This is a genomic window from Kitasatospora sp. NPDC058063 (assembly GCF_042885395.1).
In the GTDB taxonomy this organism is placed as follows: domain Bacteria; phylum Actinomycetota; class Actinomycetes; order Streptomycetales; family Streptomycetaceae; genus Kitasatospora; species Kitasatospora lactacystinica.
In genome coordinates, this window is sequence record NZ_JBHVSD010000036.1 from 1 (window position 1) to 23,534 (window position 23,534).

Annotated in this window: 18 protein-coding genes; 13 read left to right on the forward strand and 5 right to left on the reverse strand. The window is 74.3% G+C overall.

Features of this window, described 5'->3' with window-relative positions; all coding sequences use genetic code 11:
• The first annotated feature begins 249 nt into the window (after window positions 1-249).
• The 8 genes from ACFVUY_RS38890 (at window position 250) to ACFVUY_RS38925 (ending at window position 11,542) form a co-directional block, all read left to right on the forward strand.
• Window positions 250-1,659, forward strand: a complete 1,410-nt coding sequence (locus ACFVUY_RS38890; RefSeq protein ID WP_387736815.1) for a sensor histidine kinase — start codon at window positions 250-252, stop codon at window positions 1,657-1,659.
• Window positions 1,611-2,276: a LuxR C-terminal-related transcriptional regulator gene (locus ACFVUY_RS38895; RefSeq protein ID WP_387736816.1), complete on the forward strand. Its 666-nt coding sequence runs from the start codon at window positions 1,611-1,613 to the stop codon at window positions 2,274-2,276. Before ACFVUY_RS38890 ends, ACFVUY_RS38895 begins: the two co-directional genes overlap by 49 nt.
• 221 nt (window positions 2,277-2,497) lie before the next feature.
• Window positions 2,498-4,108: a DUF2637 domain-containing protein gene (locus ACFVUY_RS38900; protein WP_387736817.1), complete on the forward strand. Its 1,611-nt coding sequence runs from the start codon at window positions 2,498-2,500 to the stop codon at window positions 4,106-4,108.
• 110 nt (window positions 4,109-4,218) lie between these two features.
• Window positions 4,219-5,508, forward strand: coding sequence for a DUF6986 family protein (locus ACFVUY_RS38905; protein ID WP_387736818.1), 1,290 nt, complete (start codon window positions 4,219-4,221; stop codon window positions 5,506-5,508).
• Between the two features lie 133 nt (window positions 5,509-5,641).
• Window positions 5,642-6,298, forward strand: coding sequence for a YigZ family protein (locus ACFVUY_RS38910; protein WP_387695005.1), 657 nt, complete (start codon window positions 5,642-5,644; stop codon window positions 6,296-6,298).
• 496 nt (window positions 6,299-6,794) lie between these two features.
• Window positions 6,795-8,618: a hypothetical protein gene (locus tag ACFVUY_RS38915; RefSeq protein ID WP_387736819.1), complete on the forward strand. Its 1,824-nt coding sequence runs from the start codon at window positions 6,795-6,797 to the stop codon at window positions 8,616-8,618.
• Window positions 8,619-8,732: 114 nt separating this feature from the next.
• Window positions 8,733-10,508 carry a restriction endonuclease gene (locus ACFVUY_RS38920; RefSeq protein WP_387736820.1) on the forward strand — a complete coding sequence of 592 codons (1,776 nt, stop codon included), beginning with the start codon at window positions 8,733-8,735 and terminating at the stop codon, window positions 10,506-10,508.
• Window positions 10,509-10,777: 269 nt separating this feature from the next.
• Window positions 10,778-11,542, forward strand: a complete 765-nt coding sequence (locus tag ACFVUY_RS38925; protein WP_387695008.1) for a ZIP family metal transporter — start codon at window positions 10,778-10,780, stop codon at window positions 11,540-11,542.
• 48 nt (window positions 11,543-11,590) lie between these two features.
• On the opposite strand, the gene ACFVUY_RS38930 is transcribed toward ACFVUY_RS38925, so the two are convergent.
• On the reverse strand, window positions 11,591-12,496 hold the full coding sequence (locus ACFVUY_RS38930) for a LysR family transcriptional regulator (RefSeq protein ID WP_387736821.1): 906 nt from the start codon (window positions 12,494-12,496) through the stop codon (window positions 11,591-11,593).
• Between the two features lie 169 nt (window positions 12,497-12,665).
• Between ACFVUY_RS38930 and ACFVUY_RS38935 the strand changes: the two genes are divergently transcribed.
• Window positions 12,666-13,607, forward strand: coding sequence for an EamA family transporter (locus ACFVUY_RS38935; RefSeq protein ID WP_387736837.1), 942 nt, complete (start codon window positions 12,666-12,668; stop codon window positions 13,605-13,607).
• On the opposite strand, the gene ACFVUY_RS38940 is transcribed toward ACFVUY_RS38935, so the two are convergent.
• Window positions 13,522-14,043 (reverse strand): MarR family transcriptional regulator, encoded by a 522-nt coding sequence (locus ACFVUY_RS38940; RefSeq protein WP_359909198.1) that lies wholly within the window; start codon window positions 14,041-14,043, stop codon window positions 13,522-13,524. The two genes, ACFVUY_RS38935 and ACFVUY_RS38940, sit on opposite strands and share 86 nt — an antisense overlap.
• A 166-nt stretch (window positions 14,044-14,209) precedes the next feature.
• On the opposite strand from ACFVUY_RS38940, the gene ACFVUY_RS38945 reads away from it, so the two are divergent.
• Window positions 14,210-14,545, forward strand: a complete 336-nt coding sequence (locus tag ACFVUY_RS38945; protein ID WP_359909195.1) for a DUF2218 domain-containing protein — start codon at window positions 14,210-14,212, stop codon at window positions 14,543-14,545.
• Here ACFVUY_RS38945 and ACFVUY_RS38950 read toward each other — a convergent pair.
• Complete coding sequence (locus tag ACFVUY_RS38950; RefSeq protein ID WP_387736822.1) at window positions 14,515-15,180, reverse strand: phosphatase PAP2 family protein; 666 nt, start codon at window positions 15,178-15,180, stop codon at window positions 14,515-14,517. The two genes, ACFVUY_RS38945 and ACFVUY_RS38950, sit on opposite strands and share 31 nt — an antisense overlap.
• Before the next feature lie 480 nt (window positions 15,181-15,660).
• Window positions 15,661-17,001: a 4-aminobutyrate--2-oxoglutarate transaminase gene (gene gabT, locus ACFVUY_RS38955; RefSeq protein WP_387695011.1), complete on the reverse strand. Its 1,341-nt coding sequence runs from the start codon at window positions 16,999-17,001 to the stop codon at window positions 15,661-15,663.
• A gap of 245 nt (window positions 17,002-17,246) precedes the next feature.
• Here gabT and ACFVUY_RS38960 point away from each other — a divergent pair, with 245 nt between their 5' ends.
• From ACFVUY_RS38960 to ACFVUY_RS38970, 3 genes are all read left to right on the forward strand, one after another.
• A complete protein-coding gene (locus ACFVUY_RS38960) occupies window positions 17,247-19,319 on the forward strand; it encodes an ATP-binding protein (protein WP_387736823.1) in 2,073 nt (690 codons plus the stop codon).
• Between the two features lie 153 nt (window positions 19,320-19,472).
• Entirely contained in the window at window positions 19,473-21,041 is a 1,569-nt protein-coding gene (locus ACFVUY_RS38965; protein ID WP_387695013.1) for a PucR family transcriptional regulator, read from the forward strand.
• 245 nt (window positions 21,042-21,286) lie between these two features.
• The gene (locus ACFVUY_RS38970; protein ID WP_387695014.1) at window positions 21,287-22,729 is read left to right on the forward strand and encodes an aldehyde dehydrogenase family protein; all 1,443 of its coding nucleotides are present in this window, start codon (window positions 21,287-21,289) and stop codon (window positions 22,727-22,729) included.
• 89 nt (window positions 22,730-22,818) lie between these two features.
• Here ACFVUY_RS38970 and ACFVUY_RS38975 read toward each other — a convergent pair whose 3' ends face one another.
• Window positions 22,819-23,487 carry an NAD(P)-binding oxidoreductase gene (locus tag ACFVUY_RS38975; protein ID WP_387695015.1) on the reverse strand — a complete coding sequence of 223 codons (669 nt, stop codon included), beginning with the start codon at window positions 23,485-23,487 and terminating at the stop codon, window positions 22,819-22,821.
• Between the last annotated feature and the right edge of the window lie 47 nt (window positions 23,488-23,534).

Below are 23,534 nucleotides of genomic sequence, written 5' to 3' on the forward strand. Positions count from 1 at the left end.
CGATGGTACTGCAGGGGGGACCCTGTGGGAGAGTAGGACGCCGCCGAACAATTATTCAGAAGAACCCCCATCCGGGATCCGGATGGGGGTTCTTCGCATTTCTGGACTGTCTCATCGGTCGGTGTCACTTCCTCCACTCGCAGGTGGTCCTAGGTCTACCTCGGGATTGGGGTGCCATGGCCAGTGTGGGTGATGGACGGTTCGTGAAGACTGATGGAGGACGATCGGTACCGGCATCAGGAGCTTCCCGTGACAACAGTGAGTCGTACGAGCGGCGCGTCCGTACGTGCTCAGGCCCAGGCGGCCTTCAAGGCCGGCGGTGAGGGGCTGGCGCGGCTCGGTGCGGTGGTGGTGGCAGCGGTGCCGGGGGTGGTGCTGCCGGTGGGCGCGGCGATCTTCTCGGGGGCGATAACGGCCCGGCTCCTGCAGTCGTACGACCTGGGGCTCTTCCTCGCGCTTCTGGTAGCAGCGACTGCCGGCGGCGTGGTGGCCGCAGCCAGCGTCCGCCGTACTGCGAACCGCACCCGCGGCCAGTTGGAGCGCTGGTTCGGCATACGGCTGCCGGCGGTCTACGAGCCCTGGCCGGAGCTGGAGTTGGACGGCCGGGGGCACTGGTGGACGGGCTACACCTACCACCGGTCGCGGACGGTGGCGAAGTACGCCCAGGTGGTCCACTGGGGCCTGCGGGACCGGACCACCCGCGGCGAGCTGCTCTGGCTGCTGGTGAACCCGTTCCTCGTGGTGGCCTTGGCCGGCCCGCTGGCTGTCCTGCTCGGGCTGGGCGTCGCCTACGCCCTGTCCTCGCCGGTGCCGGCGGACGACTTCGGCCCGCTGAGCGGCCGGATGGCGTCCATGCTGCTGAGCGTCGTGCTCGGAGCCGCCATGGTCGTCGGCGGCATACTCCTGGCACCGTTCGCGGTGCGGATGTACGTGGAGGCGGCCCGCCGGGTGCTGGACCGGGACGGCCGGGCGACGCGCGCCCAGCTGACCAGGCGGGTCGTCGAGCTGACCGAGACGCGGGCGGACGCGGCGGGCAGCCAGGCGGCCGAGCTGCGACGGATCGAGCGGGACCTGCACGACGGCGCCCAGGCGCGACTGGTCGCGATCGGGATGACGCTGGGCACCATCGAGCACCTGATGGACACCGACCAGGGGGCCGCGCGGGAGCTCCTGGCCGAGGCTCGCCAGTCCTCGGCCCGGGCCCTCCAGGAGCTGCGGGACCTGGTGCGCGGCATCCACCCGCCGGTGCTCGCCGAGCGCGGACTCGGCGATGCCGTCCGGGCCCTCGCGCTGGACAGCGCGCTGCCGACCGAGGTGTGCGTGAGCCTGCCGGACCGTCCGCCGGCGCCGGTGGAGGCCGCCGTGTACTTCAGCATCTGCGAGCTGCTGGCCAACGCGGCCAAGCACTCGGAGGCGGAGCAGGTCTGGGTGGACATCCTCTACCGGGCCGGCCTCCTGCGGATCACGGTGACGGACGACGGGGTGGGGGTGGCGGACCCTTCGCGGGGGACCGGACTGCGTGGTATCGAGAAGCGATTGGGTACCTTCGACGGTGTCCTCTCCATCGACAGCACGTCGGGCGGACCCACCACCATCACCTTGGAGTTGCCGTGCGAGTTGTCCTCGCCGAGGACCTCTACCTCCTTCGCGAAGGCCTGATCCGGCTGCTGGAAGCGCACGGCTTCACCATCGCCGCGGCAGTGGAGACCGGTCCCGAGCTGCTGGAGGCGCTTCTGACCCACCGGCCGGACGTTGCCGTGGTCGACGTCCGGCTGCCCCCGACGCTCACCGACGAGGGCCTGCAGGCCGCGCTCAAGGCACGGCGGGAGATCCAGGGCCTGCCGGTGCTGGTGCTGTCGCAGCACGTCCAGCAGCTCTACGCGCGGGAGTTGCTGGCCGACGGCACCGGGGGGATCGGCTACCTGCTGAAGGACCGGGTGTTCAACGCCGGGCAGTTCATCGACGCGGTCCGCCGGGTGGCGGCCGGCGGCACGGCGATGGACCCGGACGTGATCGCCAAGCTGATGGAGACCACCGCGCGCAGGCCCGGTCCGTTGCTGAGGCTGTCCCCGCGGGAGCGCGAGGTGCTGGAACTGATGGCCGAGGGCTGTTCCAACTCGGCGATCGCCGCCCGGCTGTCGGTGAGCGACGGTGCGGTGGCCAAGCACATCGCCAACATCTTCAGCAAGCTCGACCTCGCCCCGGACGAGGACGCCAACCGCCGGGTGCTGGCCGTACTGGCCTACCTCAACGGCACGGCGAGGCAGACCCGCTGACGGTCCGGCCGGTCCCCGGCGCCGATCCGTACGGTGCCGGGGCCGGCGTTCGGCCGCCGCACTGTGACACCCCAGGCTGTGGGAACGCTTAAACATGCGTACGAGTAAACTCCGGTGGGCCGAGCCCGGAGGCTGCTCAGCCGTCCGGCGGCCCGACCAACGGGACCCGGCAGCCGAGGCACTGTACGCCAGCGGCCGACATCCAGGGGTTGATAGACGTAATGGCACGCCCAACGCTCACCAAGGCCCATCGTGGCCTGCTCGGCATGGTCGCGGCCGGTGCCTGCATCATTTCGGGCATCGGCTTCGCGGGCTCGTACAACGCGGTGCGCGAGCTGGCCGAGGAGAAGGGCTTCGGAGCCTTCTCCTACGCCTTCCCGATCGGCGTGGACGCCGGCATCGTCGTGCTCCTCGCGCTCGACCTGGTGCTGACCTGGCTGCGGATCCCCTTCCCGATGCTGCGGCAGACCGCGTGGCTGCTGACCGTCGCCACCATCGCCTTCAACGCGGCCGCGTCCTGGGGCGACCCGCTCGGCATGGGGATGCACGCGGTCATTCCGGTGCTCTTCGTCGTCGTGGTCGAGGCCTCGCGGCACGCGGTCGGCCGAATAGCGGCGATCACGGCGGACCGCCACATGGAGTCGGTCCGGGTGATGCGCTGGCTCCTCTCACCGGTGCCGACCTTCCGGCTCTGGCGGCGGATGAAGCTCTGGGAGCTCCGCTCCTACGACGAGGTCATCCGACTGGAACAGAACCGTCTGGTCTACCGGGCGCAGCTGCGTTTCCGGTACGGCCGCGGCTGGCGCCGCTCGGCGCCGATCCAGGCGCTGCTGCCGCTCAAGCTCGCCAAGTTCGGCGTGCCGCTGGACCCGGCGCTGCTCGACCGGCTGGATGACGAGGGCCGTGTGCGCGAGGTCCCGGAGGCGCTGCCGGAGCAGGAGGCGCAGGGGATACCCGGCCAGGAGAACCGCGCCGCCGCGGCCATCGCCCCGGTCGCCGAGGCCCAGGCCCAGCAGCCGCAGCAGCCCCAGCCCCCGCAACACTCGCAGCAGGAGCCGCAGGCCGCCCAGCAGGACGCCCCCCAGGTCCAGCAGGTTCAGCAGGCCCAGCCCGAACAGGCTGCGGCACAGGCACAGGCACAGGCACAGGCACCCGCGGCCGTCGCGCCGTTGTCCGCCGAGGTCGCCGCGCCGATGCTCGCGAAGCTGGCCGCCGTCCGGCTGCGGGCCGCCCAGGAGCCGGACGAGGCGGCGGACGCCGCCCCGCAGCCGCGCGGCGAGGAGCTGAACGTCTGGACCGAGCGCCCGGTCCGCACCACCGGCCACCCGGCCGACGCCGCCCCGGGTGGGCGGGTGCCCGGCCAGGCCTCGCCCTGGTTCAAGCCCCCGCGCCCGGTCGCCGAGGAGCCCACCGCCCTCGCCGCCACCGCCACCGCCCCCGCCTCCACCTCCGCCCCCGCGCCCGGTCCGCAGGCCCAGCACGTGGCCGGCTCGCAGCAGCAGCCCGAGCACTCCGAGCGGCTTGAGCAGCCTGCCGGGCCCGAGCAGCAGGTCCCGGCCGAGGAACGCGTCCACGCCGAGCAGCAGGTCCACGCCGAGCAGCGCGCGGTTGCTCCGGTGCCCGCGCGCCTCGACCCGGACCTCGCCTACGAGGCGCTCGTCTCGTACATGGACAGCTACGGCCACCAGCCCGACCCCCAGCGCCTCGCCGACTGGCTGACCAGGGAGTTCGGCGTCACCGGCAAGGGGCCGGACGGTTCGGTCCACCCCAAGGAGGTCGCCGACCTGTACCCGGAGCTGAACGAGCGCTACGCCGCCGCCGGGAGGGACTGACCGCGGCCGCCACCGTCCGGTGCCGGGTCGGCCATTGACGCCCGTACCCGCCGGAGCTACCTTCGCCTCAACAAACTGTTGAAGCGCTGGTTCGGCATGGAGGAGTGCGGATGACACGGGTCGGGGCCGACGGAAACGGGCCGACGGACGCGGCCTCCTTCTCCACCGCGGCCCGCGCCGCCGTGGAGGCGCTGCTCGCCCCCGTCGACGCCGATCTGGCACGCCGTTACCCGGGCGAACCCGGGACCAGGCAGCCGGTGCACACCGTCTACGTCCCGGCCGACGCCTTCGGTGCCGACACCGTGCGGGAGTGGGGCCGCCGGGCCCTGGACGCCTTCGACCGGCACGCCGCCACCCCCGCCGAACTGGCCCGCGCCCTCGGCGTCGCGGACGACGAACTGCTCGCCGACGTGCACGCCCGGGTCCGCGCCAAGCTGGAGCGCGAGCCGATCGAGGACCTGCGGATCGACTTCGAGGACGGCTACGGCCCCCGCCCCGACGCCGAGGAGGACGCGGCCGCCGTCCGCGCCGCCGGGCTGGTCGCCGCCGCGGTGGCCGGGGGTGGCGCCCCGCCGTACCTCGGCATCCGGATCAAGTGCCTGGAGGCCGCCGTCCGGGCCCGCGGCATCCGCACCCTGGAGCTGTTCCTGGCCACCCTGATGGCCCGCGGAGGGCTGCCGGAGGGCCTGGTCCTGACCCTGCCGAAGGTGACCTACGCCGAGCAGGTCACCGCGCTGGTCCGGCTGCTGGAGGACTTCGAGGGCCGGGCCGGGCTGCCCGCCGGCCGGATCGGCTTCGAGATCCAGATCGAGACCACCCAGGCGATCCTCGGCCCGGACGGAAGGGCCACCGTCGCCCGGATGATCGAGGCCGCCGAGGGACGCGCCACCGGCCTGCACTACGGGACCTTCGACTACAGCGCCGCCTGCGGCGTCAGCGCGGCCCACCAGAGCATGGACCACCCGGTCGCCGACCACGCCAAGGCGGTCATGCAGGTGGCGGCCGCGGGCACCGGGGTCCGGCTCTCCGACGGCTCGACCAACGTCGTCCCGACCGGTTCCGCCGAGCAGGTGCACGCCGCCTGGAAGCTCCACCACGGCCTGGTCCGCCGCTCGCTGGCCCGCGCGTACTACCAGGGCTGGGACATGCACCCGGCGCACCTGCCCACCCGCTACGTCGCGGTCTACTCCTTCTACCGCGAGGGCCTGGCGGCCGCCGCCGCCCGACTGGCCGCGTACGTGGCGAAGGCGGGTGGTGACGTGATGGACGAGCCGGCCACCGCCCGGGCGCTGAGCGGCTACCTGCTGCGCGGCCTGGACTGCGGCGCCGTCGACCTCGCCGAGGTCGCCGCGCTGACCGGTCTGGACCGCGCGCGGCTGAACGCCCTGGCCGGGCGCTGACCCGTCGGTGGCCGGCGGTCGGCGGCCGGCCACCGGTCCTCCCGTCGTGCGCCAACTAGGCTGGCGGTGCCGCCCCGGTGTCCCGGGGCGGGCACCGTCAGCCTTTTGCCGTCCTCGGGAGGACCTCCCCGCCATGTCCGCCACGCCGGAGCCCACCGCCAGGCCGTACCTCACCATCCGGCGGGCCGGCAGCCACGAGACCGAGATCAAGAAGTCCCGGTTCATCTGTCACCTCGCCCGGGTCGCCGACGAGGAGGAGGCGCAGGCGTTCATCGCCGGCATCCGCAAGCAGTACTGGGACGCCCGGCACAACTGCACCGCCTTCGTGGTCGGCGACGAGCAGCGCCGCGAGCGCTCCAGCGACGACGGCGAACCCGGCGGCACGGCCGGGGTGCCGATGCTGGAGGTGCTGCGTCGGCGCGGGCTGACCGACACCGTCGCCGTGGTCACCCGGTACTTCGGCGGGATCAAGCTCGGTGCGGGCGGCCTGGTGCGGGCGTACGGCAACGCGGTCTCGGCGGCGGTGGACGGGATCGGCCTGCTGGAGCGGCGGCCGGTCGCGCTGCTCGCGGTGACGGTGGACCACGTCCGGGCCGGGCGGGTGGAGAACGACCTGCGGGCGGCCGGGTACACGGTGAGCGATCTGGCCTACGAGGCCACCGGGGTGCGGATCGAGGTGGGCGTGCCGGAGCCGGACGTGACGGAGTTCCACACCTGGCTGGCGGAGGCGACCGGCGGTACCGCGGTGGCGGTCCCGGCCGGCCGCACCTATGTCGAGGTGCCGGTCTGAGCGGTGCCGCTCCGAGCGGCACCGGTCCGGCCGCGGGGCGGGTGGTACCTCGTGGGTCCCGGGGGGACGGACGATCCGCGGGACGGCTCGTCGGACGGCCCGTGACCGGCCGTTTCCGGTAGCCCAGGCCTTGCGCCACGCGGAAGAACGCTTGAGCAGATTCACCCGAACGTAGTGTCGTTGCCCGGAGTTGGAACTTCCGCTCCGGGCCGTGGCGTTTCCTGGGCAAGGTTCCGGCAGAACCGGACGAAACCGTCGATGGAGGACACAGGACCCGACCCCGCACCGCGGAGGTATGCGCATGACCTCAGACCGTTCGACCTCGAATCCCCTGTCCGCGACGAACCCGATCTCCAGCCGCCCGACCTCGAACCGTCCGACCTCGCATCACCCGACCTCGAACCACCCGATCGCGAACCGCCCCGCCCCGAACCGCGTCCGCGCACACGCCGCCGCCGACCTGCCCGGCCCCCGCGGTCCCGCGACGCCCTACCGGATGACGGTCACCACGCTCCTCGGGCACGCCGAGGCCGTCGCCCTGGCCGACGAACAGCTGGCCTCCTGGTTGAAGCAGGAGGGCTACGAGGAGCCCCCACCGGCCCACCGCGCCCCCGTCGGGCAGATCGCCGAACCGGCTCCCACTGCCGAACCGGCTCCCACCGCCGAGCGCCTCCGCCTGGGCGAGCGCGTCCTGCTCGACCGCGACCTGGGCCCGCTGCGCGAGGGTCCGGGCGGCGGCCGCTACGACCGCCGCCGCCTGCGCACCCCGGCCCCGCACGGCACCCAGCAGCTCACCCTCACCGTGGCCACCGCCGCGGACGGCCCCACCTGGGTCCGGCTGGAGGCCGAGACACACAGCACCGGCAGCGGTGTGCGCACCCCGTGCCGGGTGCCGGTGCCCGAACTCGCCCGCTCGCTCCTCCCGCTGCTCGACGCCACCGACGGCCCGTCCGCCGTCCGCTCCGCCCCCCGGGTGATCACGGCCGACGAGGTCGACGCCCTGATCGACGAGCTGTGCGACCCCGAGCGCAGGCTGCCCACGGTGGTGGCCAGCGTCCCGGTGAACCTCCCGCTCGACCGCTGGGTGGAGGACGTGGTGGCCCCGCTCTGCCAGCAGCTGCCCGGCCTCGCCACCACCTACGTGCTGGACCCCGGCGCCCGCACCGGGTTCAACGTCGCGCTGGAGTACCACACCGTCTACGGCGGAGCGGTGCGCACCTACCTGCCCGACGTCGACCCGGCCTCCCGGCAGGACAGCGCCCGACATCCGGTGCTCGCCCGGGGCCGAATAGAAGAGGACCTGCGCCGCGCCGCCGGGCTGCTCTCCCGCGAGCCGCGCCGCCTGGCCGCGGAGCAGCCGCTGCCACCGCCGCTCGCGGCCGTCCCGGTGCTGCGCGTCCCGCCGCCGCAGCTCCGCGAGCCCGCCGAGCAGTCCGCCCAGCAGTCCGCCGAGCAGTCGGCCGAGCGGGCATCCGAGCAGGCCGGGCGGACGGCTGGGCACGTCGTCGGGCAGGCCTGCGAACAGGTCGCCGAACGGGCCGCCCCGGACCAGGGCGAGGACCTGGCCGCGCTCGTCCGCGAGGAGCAGCAGGACCGCGCGGAGCAGCAGGCCCGGGCCGACGAGCTGGAGCGGGTCCGGCACACCCTGCGCCTGGAACGCCGCGAGCACCGGGACCGGGGCCAGGGCCGGGAGGGCCGCGACGGCCGGGACATCCGGGAGGGCCGCCTCCGCTCCGGAACCCGAGCCCTGACCGGACGCCACTGCGTCGCACCGGGCAGTGGTCCGGTCGTCGGGCCGCACTCCGTGGCCCAGCTCCACGACCGCCGGGGCACGCCCGAGACCTTCTCCGAACTCATGGCCAGACTGGGCGAGTTCCCGCTGGTGACCTTCACCGGGGACCAGAAGAACGCGCTCGCCCTGGACGAGCTGCAGTGCGCCGGCGCGGGCTGGGCCCGGCTCGCCTGGGACGGGCTGACCGCCCTCCAGGAGTATGCCGAGGCGGCCGTCCGCGGCGCGGCCGGCGGGGACTTCAAACAGTGGTGCGAGCGCACCCCCGAGGGCTGCCACCGCTTCCCGCCCCGCAAGGCGGTCCGCGGGGAGTCCAGGACGGTGTTCAGCCACACCAAGTGGAAGCGCGAGCGGATGCTGCCGGTGCCGGAATGCGTCGACTCCTCCCGGCGCGCGTTCATGGGCGCGCACCTGCGGATCGGCGGCGGCCGCACCGCGCCCCGGCTGCACTACCTGGACGACTGCTCCGGCAGCGGCCGGATCTACGTCGGCTACATCGGTCTGCACCTCACCAACACCCGGACCAACTGAGCGGCTTGGCTGACCGCTGCGTCCGTTCGGGGGACAATGTCCGGCAGCGGCGGGTCCACAGGTTCGCCGATCGCCCCGGGCAGGCGCCGGACGAGCATGGGGGAACGACGACCGATGCAGTACCCAGCAGACGGCCAGTCCGACGGAACCGCCACCGTCCAGTTCCCCCGGCCGGGCTTCCTCGCCTCGGTCTTCCGCGACCTCGGAGCCGAGGGGGAGCAGGAGCCGGGCGACGCCGTCGCCGGCCGCCCCGGTGGGGGCACGGCCGGTGACGGTCCGTCCGGCGACGGCCCGGCAGGTGGCGATCCGGCAGGTCGCGGTCCGGCAGGTGCCGGTCAGTCCGACCCGGATCCCGTCGGCCGCGGCCCCGGCCGAGCCGACCACGGAACCGGCCACTCCGACCACTCCGGCCCCGGTGAGGCCGACCAGGACGAGGCCGTGGCGGCGCACGCCCGGGCCGCCACCCTGACCCACCACCGCACCCGCACCGTCCAGGCCGAGCACGACCGGCTGGCCGACCTGCTGCGACGGGCCGCGCTGCCCGTCTCGGCCATGGACTTCGAGAGTCAGCTGCGCCACTACCAGCCCCGCCCCTACCCGGCCGACGGTCCCGCCGCGGCCGAAGACTCCGAGCCCCGCTGGGAGGACTACGCTCCCGCCGAGCCGCCCGCGGCCGACCCGGACAGCGGCCCGTCCCGCCGGCTGCTCGACTCCGGCTACCAGCGCGAGCTGGCCCAGGCCCGGCTCACCCACCAGCGCGCCCTGCGCGAGTGGCGCACCCGCCGGGCCGAGGCCGGAAGCCCGGCCGCCGACGAGTCCCGGCGCGCCCACGAGGCGGCCGAGGAGGCCCGGGCCCGCGCCGTGCGCGAGTACAACGAGAGCCTGGAGGAGTGCCGACGGGCCTACCGGCTGGCCGAACCGGCCGCGGTGGAATCGCTGCTGGAACGGGCGCTGGCCGCCGCCGAGACCGCCACCCAGGACCTGCCCGCCCCCTGCCGGGCGGTCTTCCGCCCGCTCACCCGCACCGCCGTGCTGGACCTCGACCTGCCGCCGCTCGACCTGGTGCCCTCGCTCACCGGCTACCGGCTCGACCCGGACGGCGACATCCGTCCGGTGCCGCGCCCGCCCGCGGACCGGGCCACCGACTACCTGCGACTGGTCGCCCGGCTCGCCCTGCGCGCCCTCCAGGCCGCCGACGCCGTCGACACCGACGAGATACTCGCCGGCGTCGTCCTCAACGGCTGGCTGCGCGACCCCGCCGCGGCCGAGCCGCTCTGCCTGGTCAGCGTGGACGCCGACCGCGACGCACTGGCCCGCACCCGGCTGCTGCCGCCGGGCACCCCGTACGAGGAACGCGACGACGAGGGCGTCTACGCCGACGCCGAGCAGGACGAGGCCCTGGTGCGGCTGCGCCAGCTCGGCGCCGCCGTCACCCCGGACCCGTACGACCGGGCCGGTGTCCAGCCGGCCGCCCGGGCCGGGGCCACCGTGCCGGCCGCCTCCGACCTGTCCGCCAACGAGTTCGCCCAGCTGGTGCGGGACCTGCTGACCAGGGGCGGGATCGGGCAGTGGAGCGTCCGGCTGCGCGGCCCGGCCGGGCTGGTCGCCACCGGCGAGGGCGCGCCCGGGACCGCGCTGCCCGGCCGCTGGGTGGTCTGGGCCTCCCGGGACACCGCGTCGGTCGGCGCCGAGCAGATCGAGACCCTGGCCGAGGCGGTCGGGGAGGAGTCCGCCGAGCGCGGGCTGCGGCTGACCACCGGCCGGTTCACCGAGGAGGTGCTGGACCTCACCGCCGAGGAGAGCCACCGCCACATCCACCTGATCGACGGCGACGGCGTCCGCGAACTCGCCCGCACCCACCTCGGCCTGCCGCTCGCCACCGGCGGCTGAGGCTCCCCGCCCCGGCGGGCGGCCTCACTCCGACAGCCCAACCGGCGGCCCATCCGGGGGCGCCCGAGCGGGCCCGGGCCGAGGCTGGGGGCACGGCTCCCGGTCGGGCCCGGCACCCCGGGTGATCACGGCCGAACGGGCGTCCGGTACGGTCGGCGGTCGGCCCGGTCACGGGCGGATCCCAGGGGGAGAGGAATGGGCAGAACGCTCGGCGGACCACCCGGTGAAGGCCCCGGCCACCAGGCCGGACCCGAGACGGAGCCGGCCCGATGACCGCGGTACTGGTCGCCGCCGCGGCGTTCCTGATGACCCTCATCGGCGGCTTCGTGGCCCAGCGCACCCGCGACCGCCGCCACCTGGTGCTCGGCTTCGCCGCCGGGCTGATGCTCGGCGTCGTCGCCTTCGACCTGCTGCCCGAGGCGATCCACCAGGCCCCGAACGAACTGCACGGCGTCCCGCAGGCGTTGCTGATGTTCGCGGCCGGCTTCCTCACCATCCACGTGATCGAGCGTGCGGTCGCCATCCACCGCGGCCACGAGGGCGAGTACGCCGCGCACTCCCACGGCCACCAGCACGGGCACACCCACTCCGTCGGGCACCAGGGCGTCGGGATGACCGCCGCACTGGCCCTGGTCGGGCACAGCGTGATGGACGGCTTCGCGATCGGCGCCGCCTTCCAGGCCGGCACCACGGTCGGCACGGTGGTGGCCATCGCGGTGGTCGCGCACGACTTCGCCGACGGCTTCAACACGTACACGATCACCCGGCTGTACGGGAACAACCGGAGGCGGGCGCTGACCCTGCTCGCCGCCGACGCGCTGGCCCCGGTGTCCGGCGCGGCGATCACCCTGGCGTTCACCATCCCGGCGCACCTGCTCGGCCTCTACCTGGGCTTCTTCTCCGGCTTCCTGCTCTACCTGGCGACCTCGGACATCCTCCCCGAGGCGCACAGCCCGCACCCCTCGCGCACCACCCTGCTCTGCACCGTGGCCGGGGTCGGCTTCATGTGGCTGGTGATCGGCTTCGCCGGCTGAGGCCCGAACGAGGCCCGGACCCCCGCGATGCCCCGAACACGGCGGCCCTCAGACCGGAAGCCGTCCCCAGCACTCCCGCATCGAGGCCAGCGCCTCGGTGATGGCCGGACGCCGGGAGGCCTGGGAGCGCCAGAGTGCGAACACCCGGCGGCCGGGCTCCGGCGTCACCCGGCGGACCGCCACCCCGGGCGGCAGCGGGCCCCGTCCGAGCCTGGGCACCAGACCCATGCCCAGACCGGCCGCGACCAGGGCGATCTGCGTCTCGAACTCCCCGACCTGGTAGCGCACGTCCGGCTCCTCGCCGGCCTCGCGCAGGGTGCGGACCAGCCAGTCGTGGCAGATGTTGCCCGGCGGCACGCTGATCCAGCGCTGCCCGCACAGCCGCTCCACCGGCACCGGGTCGAGTGCGGCCAGATCGTCGTCGGCGGGCAGCAGCAGGTCCACCGGGTCCGTGCCGAGGTCCATCCGGGAGACCCCCTCCTGCACCGGCAGCGGCACGGTCGGCCAGTCCTGCACCAGCGCCAGGTCCACCTCGCCCCGGGCCACCAGCTCGGCCGCCGGGTAGGGGTCGCGCTCCAGCAGCCGGACGTCCAGCTCCGGGCAGCGCCGCCGCAGATCGGCCAGCGCCCCGGGCATCAGTCCGCGGGCACCGGACGGGAACGCGGCCACCAGCAGCCGCCCGACGGCCCGGCCGCGCTGTTCCTCCAGCCGCACCTCGGCCTGCTCCACCAGCCCCAGCACGGTCCGCGCGGTGACGGCCAGCTCGCGCGCCGCGTCGGTCAGCACCACGCCGCGGCCCTGTCGTTCCAGCAGTACTGTGCGGGTCTCCCGCTCCAGCTTGGCGATCTGCTGCGAGACCGCCGAGGGCGTGAAGCCGAGCGCGGCCGCCGCCCCGCCGACCGAGCCGTGCACCGCCACCGCGTGCAGCGCCCGCAGGCGTCCCAGATCCATCATGCAGTGATCCTAAAGTGTCCGCTTCAGTATTCATCGCTGGTGCTACACGGTCCGGGGTCGCCATGCTCGACCCATGACCGCGACAACCGCCGCCGCCCCGAGCGGCCGCACCAGCACGGGCAGCACCGGCAGCACGGGTGACACGGGTGGCAACGGCGGTCCGGGCGGCATGAGCCCGCGCCACATCGCCCTGGCCGTCCTGGTGGCCGCCGTCTGGGGCCTCAACTTCGTCCTGATCCACGTCGGCCTGGACAGCTTCCCGCCGCTGCTCTTCTGCGCCCTGCGGTTCGCCGTCGTCGCGGTGCCGGCGATCTTCTTCGTCGGCCCGCCCAGGGTGGCCCGGCGCTGGGTGGTGGCGGTCGGCCTGGTCCTCGGGGTGGTCAAGTTCGGGCTGCTCTTCCTCGGCATGCACGCCGGGATGCCGGCCGGACTCTCCTCCCTGGTGCTCCAGGGGCAGGCCGGCTTCACCGCGCTGTTCGCCGCCGTACTGCTGTGCGAGCGCCCCGGCCGGCAGCGGCTGGCGGGCCTGGCGGTCGCCTTCTCCGGCATCGCGCTGAGCGCCTGGGACCAGGGCGCGGGCGGACCGCTCGGGGCCTTCGCTCTGGTCGTCCTGGCCGCCGTCGCCTGGGGTCTGGCCAACGTGCTGACCCGCAAGGCCGCGCCGCCGGACGCCCTGCGCTGGATGGTCTGGGTCAGTGCCGTCCCGCCGCTGCCGCTGCTGGGCCTGTCCCTGCTGGTCGAGGGGCCCGACGCGGACCTGCGCGCCCTGCGCGGGATCACCCCGGCCGGACTGGGCGCGATCGGCTACGTCGGGCTGGTCTCCACCCTGTTCGGCTTCGTCGCCTGGAGCTTCCTGCTGCGCAACTACGACGCGACCGCCGTCGCGCCCTACTCGCTGCTGGTCCCGGTGTTCGGGATGTCCTCGGCCTGGCTGCTGCTGGGCGAGCGGATCAGCCCGACCGCCGCCGCGGCCGCGCTGCTGGTGATCGCTGGGATCGGGATCACCGCGCTGCGCCCGGGGGCCGCTACCGGCGTGGTGGCCCGGCTTCGAGGAAGCGGGCCTCGGCCGAGCGCAGCACCCGCAGCAGCACCTCCTCGTCGGCGGGGCTGACCTCGCCGAAGTACTCCTGCGCCACCTCGTCCCGGACCTGCCCGATCCGCTCCACCGCCGCCCGGCCGGCCTCGGTCAGCAGGATCCGCACCGCCCGCCGGTCGGCCGGGTCGGGGCTGCGCTCGACCAGGCCGGCCTCCTCCAGCGCGTCGACCACGGTGGTCGCCGAGCGCGGGGCGATGTGCAGCTTGTCGGCGAGGTCGCTCAGCCGCATCGCGTGGTCCGGCGTCTCGCAGCCGGGCACGTGGGCGAGCGTGCGCAGTGCCCGGGCCTGGCCGGGGGTGATGCCGTACGGCTCCAGCCGCCAGCCGGTCTGACGGCGGATCCGCTTGATCGCCCTGGTCATCGCGTCGGCCAGTTCGGCGGCGGTGTCCGGGGTGCCGGACCGGGGGCCGGAGGAGGGGTCCGCCGGTTCGTCGGTCGGCGTGGTGGTCATCGGCGGTCTCCTCGGCTGGCGTCCGCCCAAGGGTAGCCGTCGGTCCGGGGCCCGCGGCCGGCGGCGGAGGGTGATCGCGGAAATATGTTGAGCTTAGCTCAGTATCTGGGTTAGCGTTGCCCCGAGTGAGGGGACCCTAAGTTCCCCTCCCGACCTTGGAGGACCCATGCCCCGCTCCGAAGCCCGCGTCGCCACCGACCGCCCGGGCCGTTACGCCAAGCAGCTCACCGCCCACATGGGGCGCAAGATCGAGGCCGTCTACTCGGAGGAGACCGGCCGCGGCACGATGGTCTTCGGCGCCGGCACCGCCACCCTGGAGGCACAGCCCGACGCGCTGCTGCTCACCGTCGAGGGCGAGCGCGAGAACCTGCCCGGCCTGGAGGACGTCGTCGGCCGCCACCTCGTCCGCTTCGGCGCCCGCGACGAACTCGTCATCGCATGGCACCGGGACAACGGCGAGCCCGGCCTCGTTCACCGCAACGAAGAGGCCCCCGAAGCCTGACGACCCCCGGAACCCGGCCGGGGCAGCCACCGGGCGAACGACCACAGCACCAGGATGGCCAGGCACCAGCTCGCCACCACGTCCAGCAGCCAGTGGAAGTCGCTCCACACCAGCCCCGCGCCCACCCCGAGCGACAACAGCACCGCACCCGCCGTCAACCCCCGGACGGCGCGCGGCCCCGCCACCCGGGCCAGCAACAGCGCCGCCACCCCGTACGAGACCGCCGCGGTCGCGGTGTGCCCGGACGGGAACCAGCCCCACTGGCCCGCCGCCAGCGGCTCCCCGAGCGGACCCGGCCGGGCGAAGGCCGACTTCGCCGGGACCACCAGCAACGGGATCAGCACCGCCGTCAGCGCCGCCACCAGCAGCGGCAGCCACCAGCGCCCGGCCCCGGCCCGGCGCCCGAGCCACGCGGCCAGAGCACCGGCCAGCAGCAGCACCGGGACCGCCGGAACGCCGCTGCCCAGGTCCGACAGGAGATGACCGAGCCGGTCGAGCAAGGCGTTCGGGAAGTCCCGGTGCGCCGAACGGACCGCCCGGCGGACCCAGCGGTCCACGCCGAGCAGCGGCCCCTCCGCCGCGACCTGCCAGGACACCACCACCAGCAGCACCGCCGCGACCACCGGCACCGCCACCGACCGCGCCACCCGGCCCGGAACGGCGGACAGCCGCCCCGGAGCAGGGGGGAGAGCTCCGGGGCGGCTCTGATGATCGCCGTTCCGCGCGCCCCGGGGGGTGTGGGTCGGACGGTCGGTCGATCGGCCTTCGGTGGGCGCCGACCCTCCCGGGCCGGCCTGGTCGTCCTCGTGCGGCACCCGCGCGACCGGCCCCGGAAGGGGCCCCGCGGACGGCCGCGCCAACGGCTGAGGCTCGCTGTCCATCTGCGATGACACTACGTCAACAGCCCTTCCGCGCCGAGCGCCTTCAGCGATTCCGCACACCATCTTCACCCCGCGCCGGGCAGCCTCCGGGGCACCCCGTCGATCATGCCCGGACCGCCCGCGCGGCACGCCGGAAACCGAACGGCCCGTGCGGACCAAGAGGTCCCCACGGGCCGTTCAGCGCTGTCCGGACAACCCTCCGGCGGGGGTTCACGACCTGACGGGCGACACCGCTCAGAGGGCGGCGAAAGCACCCTCCAGGATGTCCAGGCCCTCGGTCAGCAGGTGCTCCGGCATGACCAGCGGCGGCAGGAAGCGCAGCACGTTGCCGTAGGTGCCGGCGGTCAGCACGACCAGGCCCTCGGCGTGGCAGGCCTTGGCGATGGCCGCGGTGGCCTCCGCGTTCGGCTCCTTGCCGCCCGGCAGCACCAGCTCGACGGCGATCATCGCACCGCGGCCGCGGACCTCACCGATGATCTCGTACTTCTCCTGCATGGCCCGCAGGCGGCCCAGCATGATCTCGCCGATCCGCTGCGCCTTGCCGTTGAGGTCCAGCTCCTTCATGGTCTCGATGGCACCCAGCGCGGCGGCACAGGCCACCGGGTTGCCACCGTAGGTGCCACCCAGACCACCGGTCTGCGCGGCGTCCATGATCTCGGCGCGGCCGGTCAGCGCGGACAGCGGCAGACCGCCGGCGATACCCTTCGCGGTGGTGATCAGGTCCGGGACGATGCCCTCGTCCTCGCACGCGAACCACTGGCCGGTACGGCAGAAACCGGTCTGGATCTCGTCCGCGACGAACACGATGCCGTTCGCCTTCGCGAACTCCACGATCGCCGGCAGGAAGCCCTTGGCCGGCTCGATGAAGCCGCCCTCGCCCTGGATCGGCTCGATGATGATCGCGGCGACGTTCTCGGCACCGATCTGCTTGTTGATCGCGTCGATCGCCTGCGCCGCGGCCTCGGCGGCGGCGTTCTCCGCACCGGTCAGCCAGCGGTACGGGTAGGCGACCGGCACCCGGTAGACCTCGGGGGCGAACGGACCGAAGCCCTGCTTGTACGGCATGTTCTTCGCCGTCAGCGCCAGCGTCAGGTTGGTGCGGCCGTGGTAGCCGTGGTCGAACACCACGATGGCCTGGCGCTTGGTGTAGGCGCGGGCGATCTTCACCGCGTTCTCGACGGCCTCGGAACCCGAGTTGAACAGCGCGGTGCGCTTCTCGTGGTCACCCGGGGTCAGCTCGTTCAGCTGCTCGGCGACCGCCACGTAACCCTCGTACGGGGTCACCATGAAACAGGTGTGCGTGAAGTTGCCCAGCTGCTCGGTCGTCCGGGCCACCACGGCCTCGGCGCTGTTGCCGACGTTCGTCACGGCGATGCCGGAACCGAAGTCGATCAGCGAGTTGCCGTCCACGTCCTCCAGCACGCCGCCGTTGGCACGGGACACGTACACCGGCAGGGTGGTGCCGACACCGGCCGCCACCGCACCCAGCTTGCGGGCGTGCAGCTCCTGCGACTTCGGACCGGGGATCGCGGTGACCAGGCGGCGCTCCTGCGGGAGCGGCGTTGCGGCGCTCATGGGGTTTCTCCAGACTTCTCGGCTCGGTGCTTCGCAGGCTACGGCCGCCCTCCCCACCCGGGCACGCGCCACTCGGTAGCAGTGCGCCGTCCGACTTGTCCGGCACGGCCAGCGCGGGCGGCACGACTACCCGCAGGCCACGCTCCACTACCCTGAGCGCGGGCGTGTCGCCGGTACGGCGGCATGGGTATGGCGGCACCGACGGCGGTCGGGCCGGGCGGGCGGGCGAGGGAGCGGGGCCGTACATGGCACAGGACGGGGCACACCACCACGGCGAGCACACCACCAGCCCCCCGAGCTCCTTGCCCCACCAACGCCCCGGCGGGGGCACGGACGGGGCCTTCGACCTCGCCGCCTGGGCCTGCGCCCCGCGCCCCGACGCAGAACCGGGCGTCTACCGGCTCGGCTACCGCCGCCTCGACCCGGAGCGGGCGGAGGCGGCCAAGGTGGCCACTTGGCCGCTGCTGCTGCGGGCGGGGCTGAACGCGGTGGTGGCGTGGCCGGCCTTCGTCTACGGCACTCAGCTCGTGCTCCACCTGATCGTGATTACCGTCTGGGTCGAACACCCCAGCGAGACCCTCGTGACTGCTGTCGGGCTGTCGGTGAACGTGTTGGTGGCTGCGGCCGTCATCAAGGTCTTCGGCCGGATGGGCCGCTGGCCCGAGGTGTGGCGCCGCTACGTCACGCCGCTGCTGTCGCGCACGGTGACGCAGGAGCGGCCCGTCGAGGAGGACGTCCCGGGGGCGGCCGAGGGCGTGCGGGGGCAGGATCCGTGGGACGGGCTGCGCCGGGGCGGTGCGGTCGGGGCGGCGGCCCGGCTGGACGGCGAGGCCGTGGGGGACGTCGACTACGTGCGGATCCGGCGTGCCTGGGAGTCCGCCCAGGCGGACCCGGTGTTCGTGCCCGCCTTCGCCGAGCAGGTGGCCTCGCGCGGTGCGGCGGCCTTCGCCCATCCTTCCGAATCGCGCGAGCTGCCCGGTCGTGCCGAGCGGCACGATCTGCTGCTCGGCCAGGTCCGGCTGGGCACCGCGCAGGACGTCCCGAAGAACCCGTTGGGCCACCGGGCGGCCGGTTTCGCGCTGGACCCGGCGGTGCTGGGCACCTCGCTGCTGGCGGTGGGCCCGGCCGGTACGGGGAAGACGGCGCGGCTGGCCCGGCCGGTGGCGGAGGCGTTGTGCCTGCAGGCGTTGTCGGGTACGGCCTGTGCGGTGGTGGTCGGGGCGGCGGATGCCGATCTCGGCCCGGACGCCTGGTACGACGTGGTGATCGCGCCCGGCGATCCGTCCTCGCTGTACGGGCTGGACCTCTACGGCGTCGCACGGGACCCGGACGAGGCGGCCGCCCGGCTGGCCGAGGCGTTGCTGCCGGACGAGCTGACCGCCCGCGCGGAGCACGCCCGGACCGCGTTGCAGCAGGTGGTGGGCCCGTTCCACGCGGCGTACGGCCGTTACCCGGGGGTGCGGGAGCTGCGGGCGATGCTGGCGGGCGAGCCGGATGTGCTGGCGCCCCTGGTGAAGGCGCTGGGGGTGGCCGGCCGGCTGGCCGTCCACGAGCGGGACCTGGAGCACCGGGAGCGGCAGCGCGACCGGGCGGACGACCCCGGGGCGCTGCTGGCGGACCGGCTGGCGCTGTTGGAGCGGCCCGCCTTCGAGGGGGCTTTCGCGACCGATGGGACCGGTCGGCCCCCGTTCGCGATGCGGGTGCTGGACCATCCGCTGCGGGTGCGGGTGAAGTTGCCCGAGCGGAGTCACCCGGAGGCGGCGCGGATGCTGTCCCGGCTGGTGGTGGGGCAGTTCGTGCAGGCGGCCGGGGCCCGCGAGGACCGTTCGCTGTTCGCGGGCCTGGTGGTGGACGACGCCTCGGCGGCGCTGGACGCCACCGCGGTGCGCGGCCTGCAGCGGATGCGCGGGGCGAACGCGGGCGCGGTGCTGTTGCTGCGGACGCTGGTGGACCTGCCGGAGGCGCTGCGGGCTCCGCTGTTCGGCGCGGTCGGCTGCCGGATGGCGTTCCCGGGGATCGCGCCGTGGGACGGGAAGCTGTTCTCGGAGGCCTGGGGGACTCACCTGGTGCAGGAGACCGCGGTCACCCACACCCCCGACACCTCCGGTGGGGTGATACGGCGGGCCGGGCGGGTCGGGCGGAAGGCGTTGTCGGGGACGACGGCGCAGACGGAGTCGGTGACGACGCGGGACGTGGAGCGGCTGCGGTGGTCGCCGTCGGATCTGGCGCACGCGCTGCCGGCGGGGCATGCGGTGGTGTCGTTGACGGCGGTGTCGGGGGAGCAGGTGCCGCCGTTGCTGGTGGATCTCCGGGGTTGACGGCGGGCTGCCGGGGAAGTCGCCTTCGAGGTGGATTCGGCAGTGCGGGTTGTCCGGGGCGTCCATAATGAAGGGGAGAGACCCTCACCAGTCCCACGTCCCTCTCCTCGCCCGGCCGCAATGGCGCGGTCAGGTCGATCCTTCGAAGGTGCCATGCCCCCCACACTCGCCTCCGTCGTCCGTAATACGTCGCTCCATCTGACGGTTCTCGCCGGTGCGGATCACCTGGAACGTCCGGTCCGCTGGGTGCACACCAGTGAGCTGGACGACCCGACGCCGTTCCTGGAGGGTGGCGAGCTGCTGCTCACCACCGGTATCAAGCTGGGCCGTACGGCGGCGCAGTTGCAGGCGTATGTGCACCGGTTGGCCGACGCGGGGGTGGTCGGGCTGGGGCTGGGGGTGGGGTTGTCGCACACGGAGGTGCCGCAGCCGCTGGTGGACGCGGCGGCGCAGCGCGGGCTGCCGTTGTTGCGGGTGCCGGAGCCGACGCCGTTCATCGCGATCAGCAAGGTGGTGTCGGCGGCGCTGGCCGCGGAGCAGTACGAGGCGGTGACGACCAGCTTCGAGGCGCAGGAGGAGCTGACCCGGGCGGCGCTCGGCAAGGACGGTACGACGGCGGTGGTGCGTCGGCTGGCGGCCCGGCTGGGGGGTTGGGCGGCGCTGTACGACGGGTCGGGCGCGCTGTCGGTGGTGGCGCCGGACTGGGCGGCGCGCCGGGCGGGGCGGCTGGCGGCGGAGGTGGACCGGCTGCGTCGGCGGCCGGCGCCGTCGAGTGCGGCGTTGCAGGGGCGCGCGCCGGGGATAGACACGGCGGACGAGGACTATGTGGTGGTCCAGTCGCTGGGGGCGGACCGGCGGGCCCGGGGCTTCCTGGCGGTCGGGACCGAGGACCGGATCACGCCGACCGAGCGGTATGTGCTGAACGCGGCGGTGGCGCTGCTGACTCTCACCCTGGAGCGGTCGCGGGAGTTGCGGCAGGCCGAGGAGCGGATGGGCGCGGCGCTGCTGCGGATGGTGCTGGCCGGTGAGGTGGCGACGGCCCGCCAGGTGGCGGTGGGGCTGTTCGGGGGGCTGCCGGAGGGGACGATACGGGTTCTGGTGGCCGGGGCGGGGCCGGCGAACGCGGATGCCGTGGAGGCGCTCGGGGAGCTGGGCGACCGGGCCGAGCAGGCGGGCGCCCGGGTGGGGGAGAAGCTGCTGGTGGCGCGGGAGGACGGTGCGCACGGGCAGCGGCTGATGGTGCTGGCGTTGGACAACGGCGCGGTGCACCGGGCTTGTCTGGGCACGGTGGAGGAGCACGAGGGCTTGTCGTTGGGTGTCTCGGCGCCGGCCGCGCTGGAGGAGGCCGGGACGGCGCACGCGCAGGCCGAGCGGGCGTTGGCGGTGGCGTTGCGCGGCGGCCGCCGGTCGGTGGACCACGAGGAGGTCGGCGCGGGGTCGCTGCTGCCGCTGCTGGGCGAGGACGCGGTGACGGCCTTCGCGGAGGGGTTGCTGCGGCCGTTGCGGGAGCACGACCGGACGGCCCGCGGGGATCTGGTGGCGTCGTTGCGGGCGTGGCTGTCCCGGCACGGCCAGTGGGACGCGGCGGCGGCGGACCTGGGGGTGCACCGGCACACGCTGCGCTACCGGATGCGCCGGGTCGAGGAGCTGCTGGGGCGCTCGCTGGACGACACGGACGTGCGGATGGAGCTGTGGCTGGCGCTGCGTTCCGGCGAGGAGTGACGTACGGGGCGGCACGGGCGGGGTGGCACAGGCGGTTCACGCGGCGGGCGGAGGGCGGCCGGTAGTGGACGGCGGACGAGGCTCCGGCGGTGCGCGGACCGCGCCCCGGTAGGACGTGGTGGAGTGGCCCCGGTGGCGAACGCTCCTAGTCGGCCAATCCGGTCGGCGCGCCGCCCCGCCTACCCTCAAATCCGGGTCCCACGTCCGTGGGCCGTAGGACAGACGAGGAGAGGGCCGGTACCACGGTGACCACCACGTACGATTTCTGGCTCGCCGGCCGCCGGGCGAGCGGTGACGCCGACTTCGAGGTGCACAACAGCTGGGACGGCCGTCTGGTCGGCAAGGTGAGCATCCCGACCGAGGCGCAGGTCGAGGAGGCGCTGGACGCCGCCGTCGCCGCGCTGCCGGTGTTCGCCGCCACTCCGGCGCACCAGCGTGCCGCCGCCCTGGACCACGTGGCCAAGCGGCTGACCGAGCGCACCGAGGAGCTCGCCCAGCTGGTCAGCGCCGAGAACGGCAAGCCGATCAAGTGGGCCCGCGGTGAGATCGGCCGTGCGGTGTCGGTCTTCCGCTGGGCCGCCGAGGAGGCGCGTCGCACCAACGGCGAGACCATGCGCCTGGACACCGACCCGGGCGGCGTGGGCCGTTTCGCGGTGGTGCGCCGTTTCCCGCGCGGTGTGGTGCTCGGGATCGCCCCGTTCAACTTCCCGCTGAACCTGGTCGCCCACAAGGTCGCCCCGGCGATCGCGGTCGGTGCGCCGATCATCCTGAAGCCGGCTCCGTCGACCCCGCTGTCGGCGATGGTGCTGGGCGAGATCCTGGCCGAGACCGATCTGCCGGTCGGTTCCTGGTCGATCCTGACCGTGCCGAACGACCGGATGCCGGCTCTGGTGCAGGACGAGCGCCTGCCGGTGATCTCCTTCACCGGTTCGGACAAGGTCGGCTACCAGATCATGGACTCGGTGCCGCGCAAGCACTGCACCCTGGAGCTCGGCGGCAACGCCGCGGCCGTGGTGCTCGCCGACTGGTCCTCGGAGGCCGACCTGGACTGGGCGGCCACCCGGATCGCGATGTTCGCGAACTACCAGGGCGGCCAGTCGTGCATCTCGGTGCAGCGGGTGATCGCCGACGCCTCGGTGTACGACGCGCTGGTGGAGAAGGTCGTCGCGAAGGTCAAGGCGCAGGTCACCGGTGACCCGGCCGACGACGCGACCGACGTCGGCCCGCTGATCGACGAGAACGCCGCGAAGCGCGTCGAGTCCTGGGTCGAGGACGCGGTCGCCAAGGGCGCCAAGGTGCTCACCGGCGGCTCCCGCGAGGGTGCGACCTACGCCCCGACCGTGCTGGCGGACCTGCCCGGGGACGCCATCCTGGCCAAGGCCGAGGTGTTCGGCCCGGTGCTGTCGCTGCACAAGGTGGACGGCGTGGACGAGGCCTTCGCGGCGGTCAACGACTCCGCGTTCGGCCTCCAGGCGGGTGTGTTCACCCACGACCTGCAGACCGCCTTCCGCGCCCACCGGGAGCTGGAGGTCGGCGGTGTGATCATCGGCGACGCGCCGTCCTACCGCGCCGACCAGATGCCGTACGGCGGCGTCAAGGACTCCGGTGTCGGCCGTGAGGGCGTCAAGTACGCGATGGACGACTACACCGTCGAGAAGGTCATGGTCCTGACCGGCCTCGACCTCTGAGCGGCGTCGTGGCAGTGCCGTAGCGCTGCGGTGGGAGGGCCCGGTTCGCCGAACCGGGCCCTCCCGGCGTTTCGCGCCCCCGCGCGGGCTCAGCCGTCGTGCCCGGCGGCCGCGGCGACGGCCTCCTCGACGGCGACGTTCCCGGAGACCAGTTCCAGGGTCAGTCCGGCGGTGCCGGGCTCGTGCAGCAGGGCGGCCAGGACGGCGGCGACGTCGGCCCGGTCGACCGCGCCGCGGTCGACCGAGGGGGCGAGCCGGACCAGGCCGGTGCCGGGGCCGTCGGTGAGCCGCCCGGGGCGCAGCACGGTCCAGTCCAGGCCGGTGCGGGCCCGGACGGCGTCGTCGGCGGCGCCCTTGGCCCGCAGGTAGGTCTCGAAGACCTCGTCGGCGGGGAAGCGGGCGTCGGCGTCGGCGGCCATCGCGGAGACCATCAGGTACCGGCGGATTCCGGCGAGTTCGGCGGCGTCGGCGAGCAGTACGGCGGCGTCCCGGTCGACGGTGTTCTTGCGGGCGGCGCCGCTGCCCGGTCCGGCGCCGGCGGCGAAGACGACCGCGTCGGCGCCGGTCAGCAGTCCGGCGAGCTGGGTGGCGGTGGCGGCCTCCAGGTCGAGCAGCAGTGGTTCGGCGCCGGCGTCGACGAGGTCCCGGGCCTGTTCGGGGCGGCGGATGATGCCGGCGGGGCGTTCGCCGCGGGCGGCGAGCAGTCGTTCCAGTCGGAGCGCGATCTGTCCGTGGCCCCCGGCGATGACGGTACGCATGGTTCCGACGGTAGCCCGGGACGGGCCGGGCGGCCCGGGGAGGTCGT

Excerpts from the sequence above, each read along its gene's own strand:
- ACFVUY_RS38900 (WP_387736817.1), top strand. The coding sequence starts at position 2,498 with ATGGCACGCCCAACGCTCACCAAGGCCCATCGTGGCCTGCTCGGCATG.
- ACFVUY_RS38925 (WP_387695008.1), top strand. The coding sequence starts at position 10,778 with ATGACCGCGGTACTGGTCGCCGCCGCGGCGTTCCTGATGACCCTCATC.
- ACFVUY_RS38965 (WP_387695013.1), top strand. The coding sequence starts at position 19,473 with ATGCCCCCCACACTCGCCTCCGTCGTCCGTAATACGTCGCTCCATCTG.
- gabT (WP_387695011.1), bottom strand. The coding sequence starts at position 17,001 with ATGAGCGCCGCAACGCCGCTCCCGCAGGAGCGCCGCCTGGTCACCGCG.
- ACFVUY_RS38920 (WP_387736820.1), top strand. The coding sequence starts at position 8,733 with ATGCAGTACCCAGCAGACGGCCAGTCCGACGGAACCGCCACCGTCCAG.
- ACFVUY_RS38960 (WP_387736823.1), top strand. The coding sequence starts at position 17,247 with ATGGCACAGGACGGGGCACACCACCACGGCGAGCACACCACCAGCCCC.
- ACFVUY_RS38910 (WP_387695005.1), top strand. The coding sequence starts at position 5,642 with ATGTCCGCCACGCCGGAGCCCACCGCCAGGCCGTACCTCACCATCCGG.
- ACFVUY_RS38945 (WP_359909195.1), top strand. The coding sequence starts at position 14,210 with ATGCCCCGCTCCGAAGCCCGCGTCGCCACCGACCGCCCGGGCCGTTAC.
- ACFVUY_RS38940 (WP_359909198.1), bottom strand. The coding sequence starts at position 14,043 with ATGACCACCACGCCGACCGACGAACCGGCGGACCCCTCCTCCGGCCCC.
- ACFVUY_RS38905 (WP_387736818.1), top strand. The coding sequence starts at position 4,219 with ATGACACGGGTCGGGGCCGACGGAAACGGGCCGACGGACGCGGCCTCC.
- ACFVUY_RS38935 (WP_387736837.1), top strand. The coding sequence starts at position 12,666 with ATGAGCCCGCGCCACATCGCCCTGGCCGTCCTGGTGGCCGCCGTCTGG.
- ACFVUY_RS38930 (WP_387736821.1), bottom strand. The coding sequence starts at position 12,496 with ATGATGGATCTGGGACGCCTGCGGGCGCTGCACGCGGTGGCGGTGCAC.
- ACFVUY_RS38915 (WP_387736819.1), top strand. The coding sequence starts at position 6,795 with ATGACGGTCACCACGCTCCTCGGGCACGCCGAGGCCGTCGCCCTGGCC.
- ACFVUY_RS38975 (WP_387695015.1), bottom strand. The coding sequence starts at position 23,487 with ATGCGTACCGTCATCGCCGGGGGCCACGGACAGATCGCGCTCCGACTG.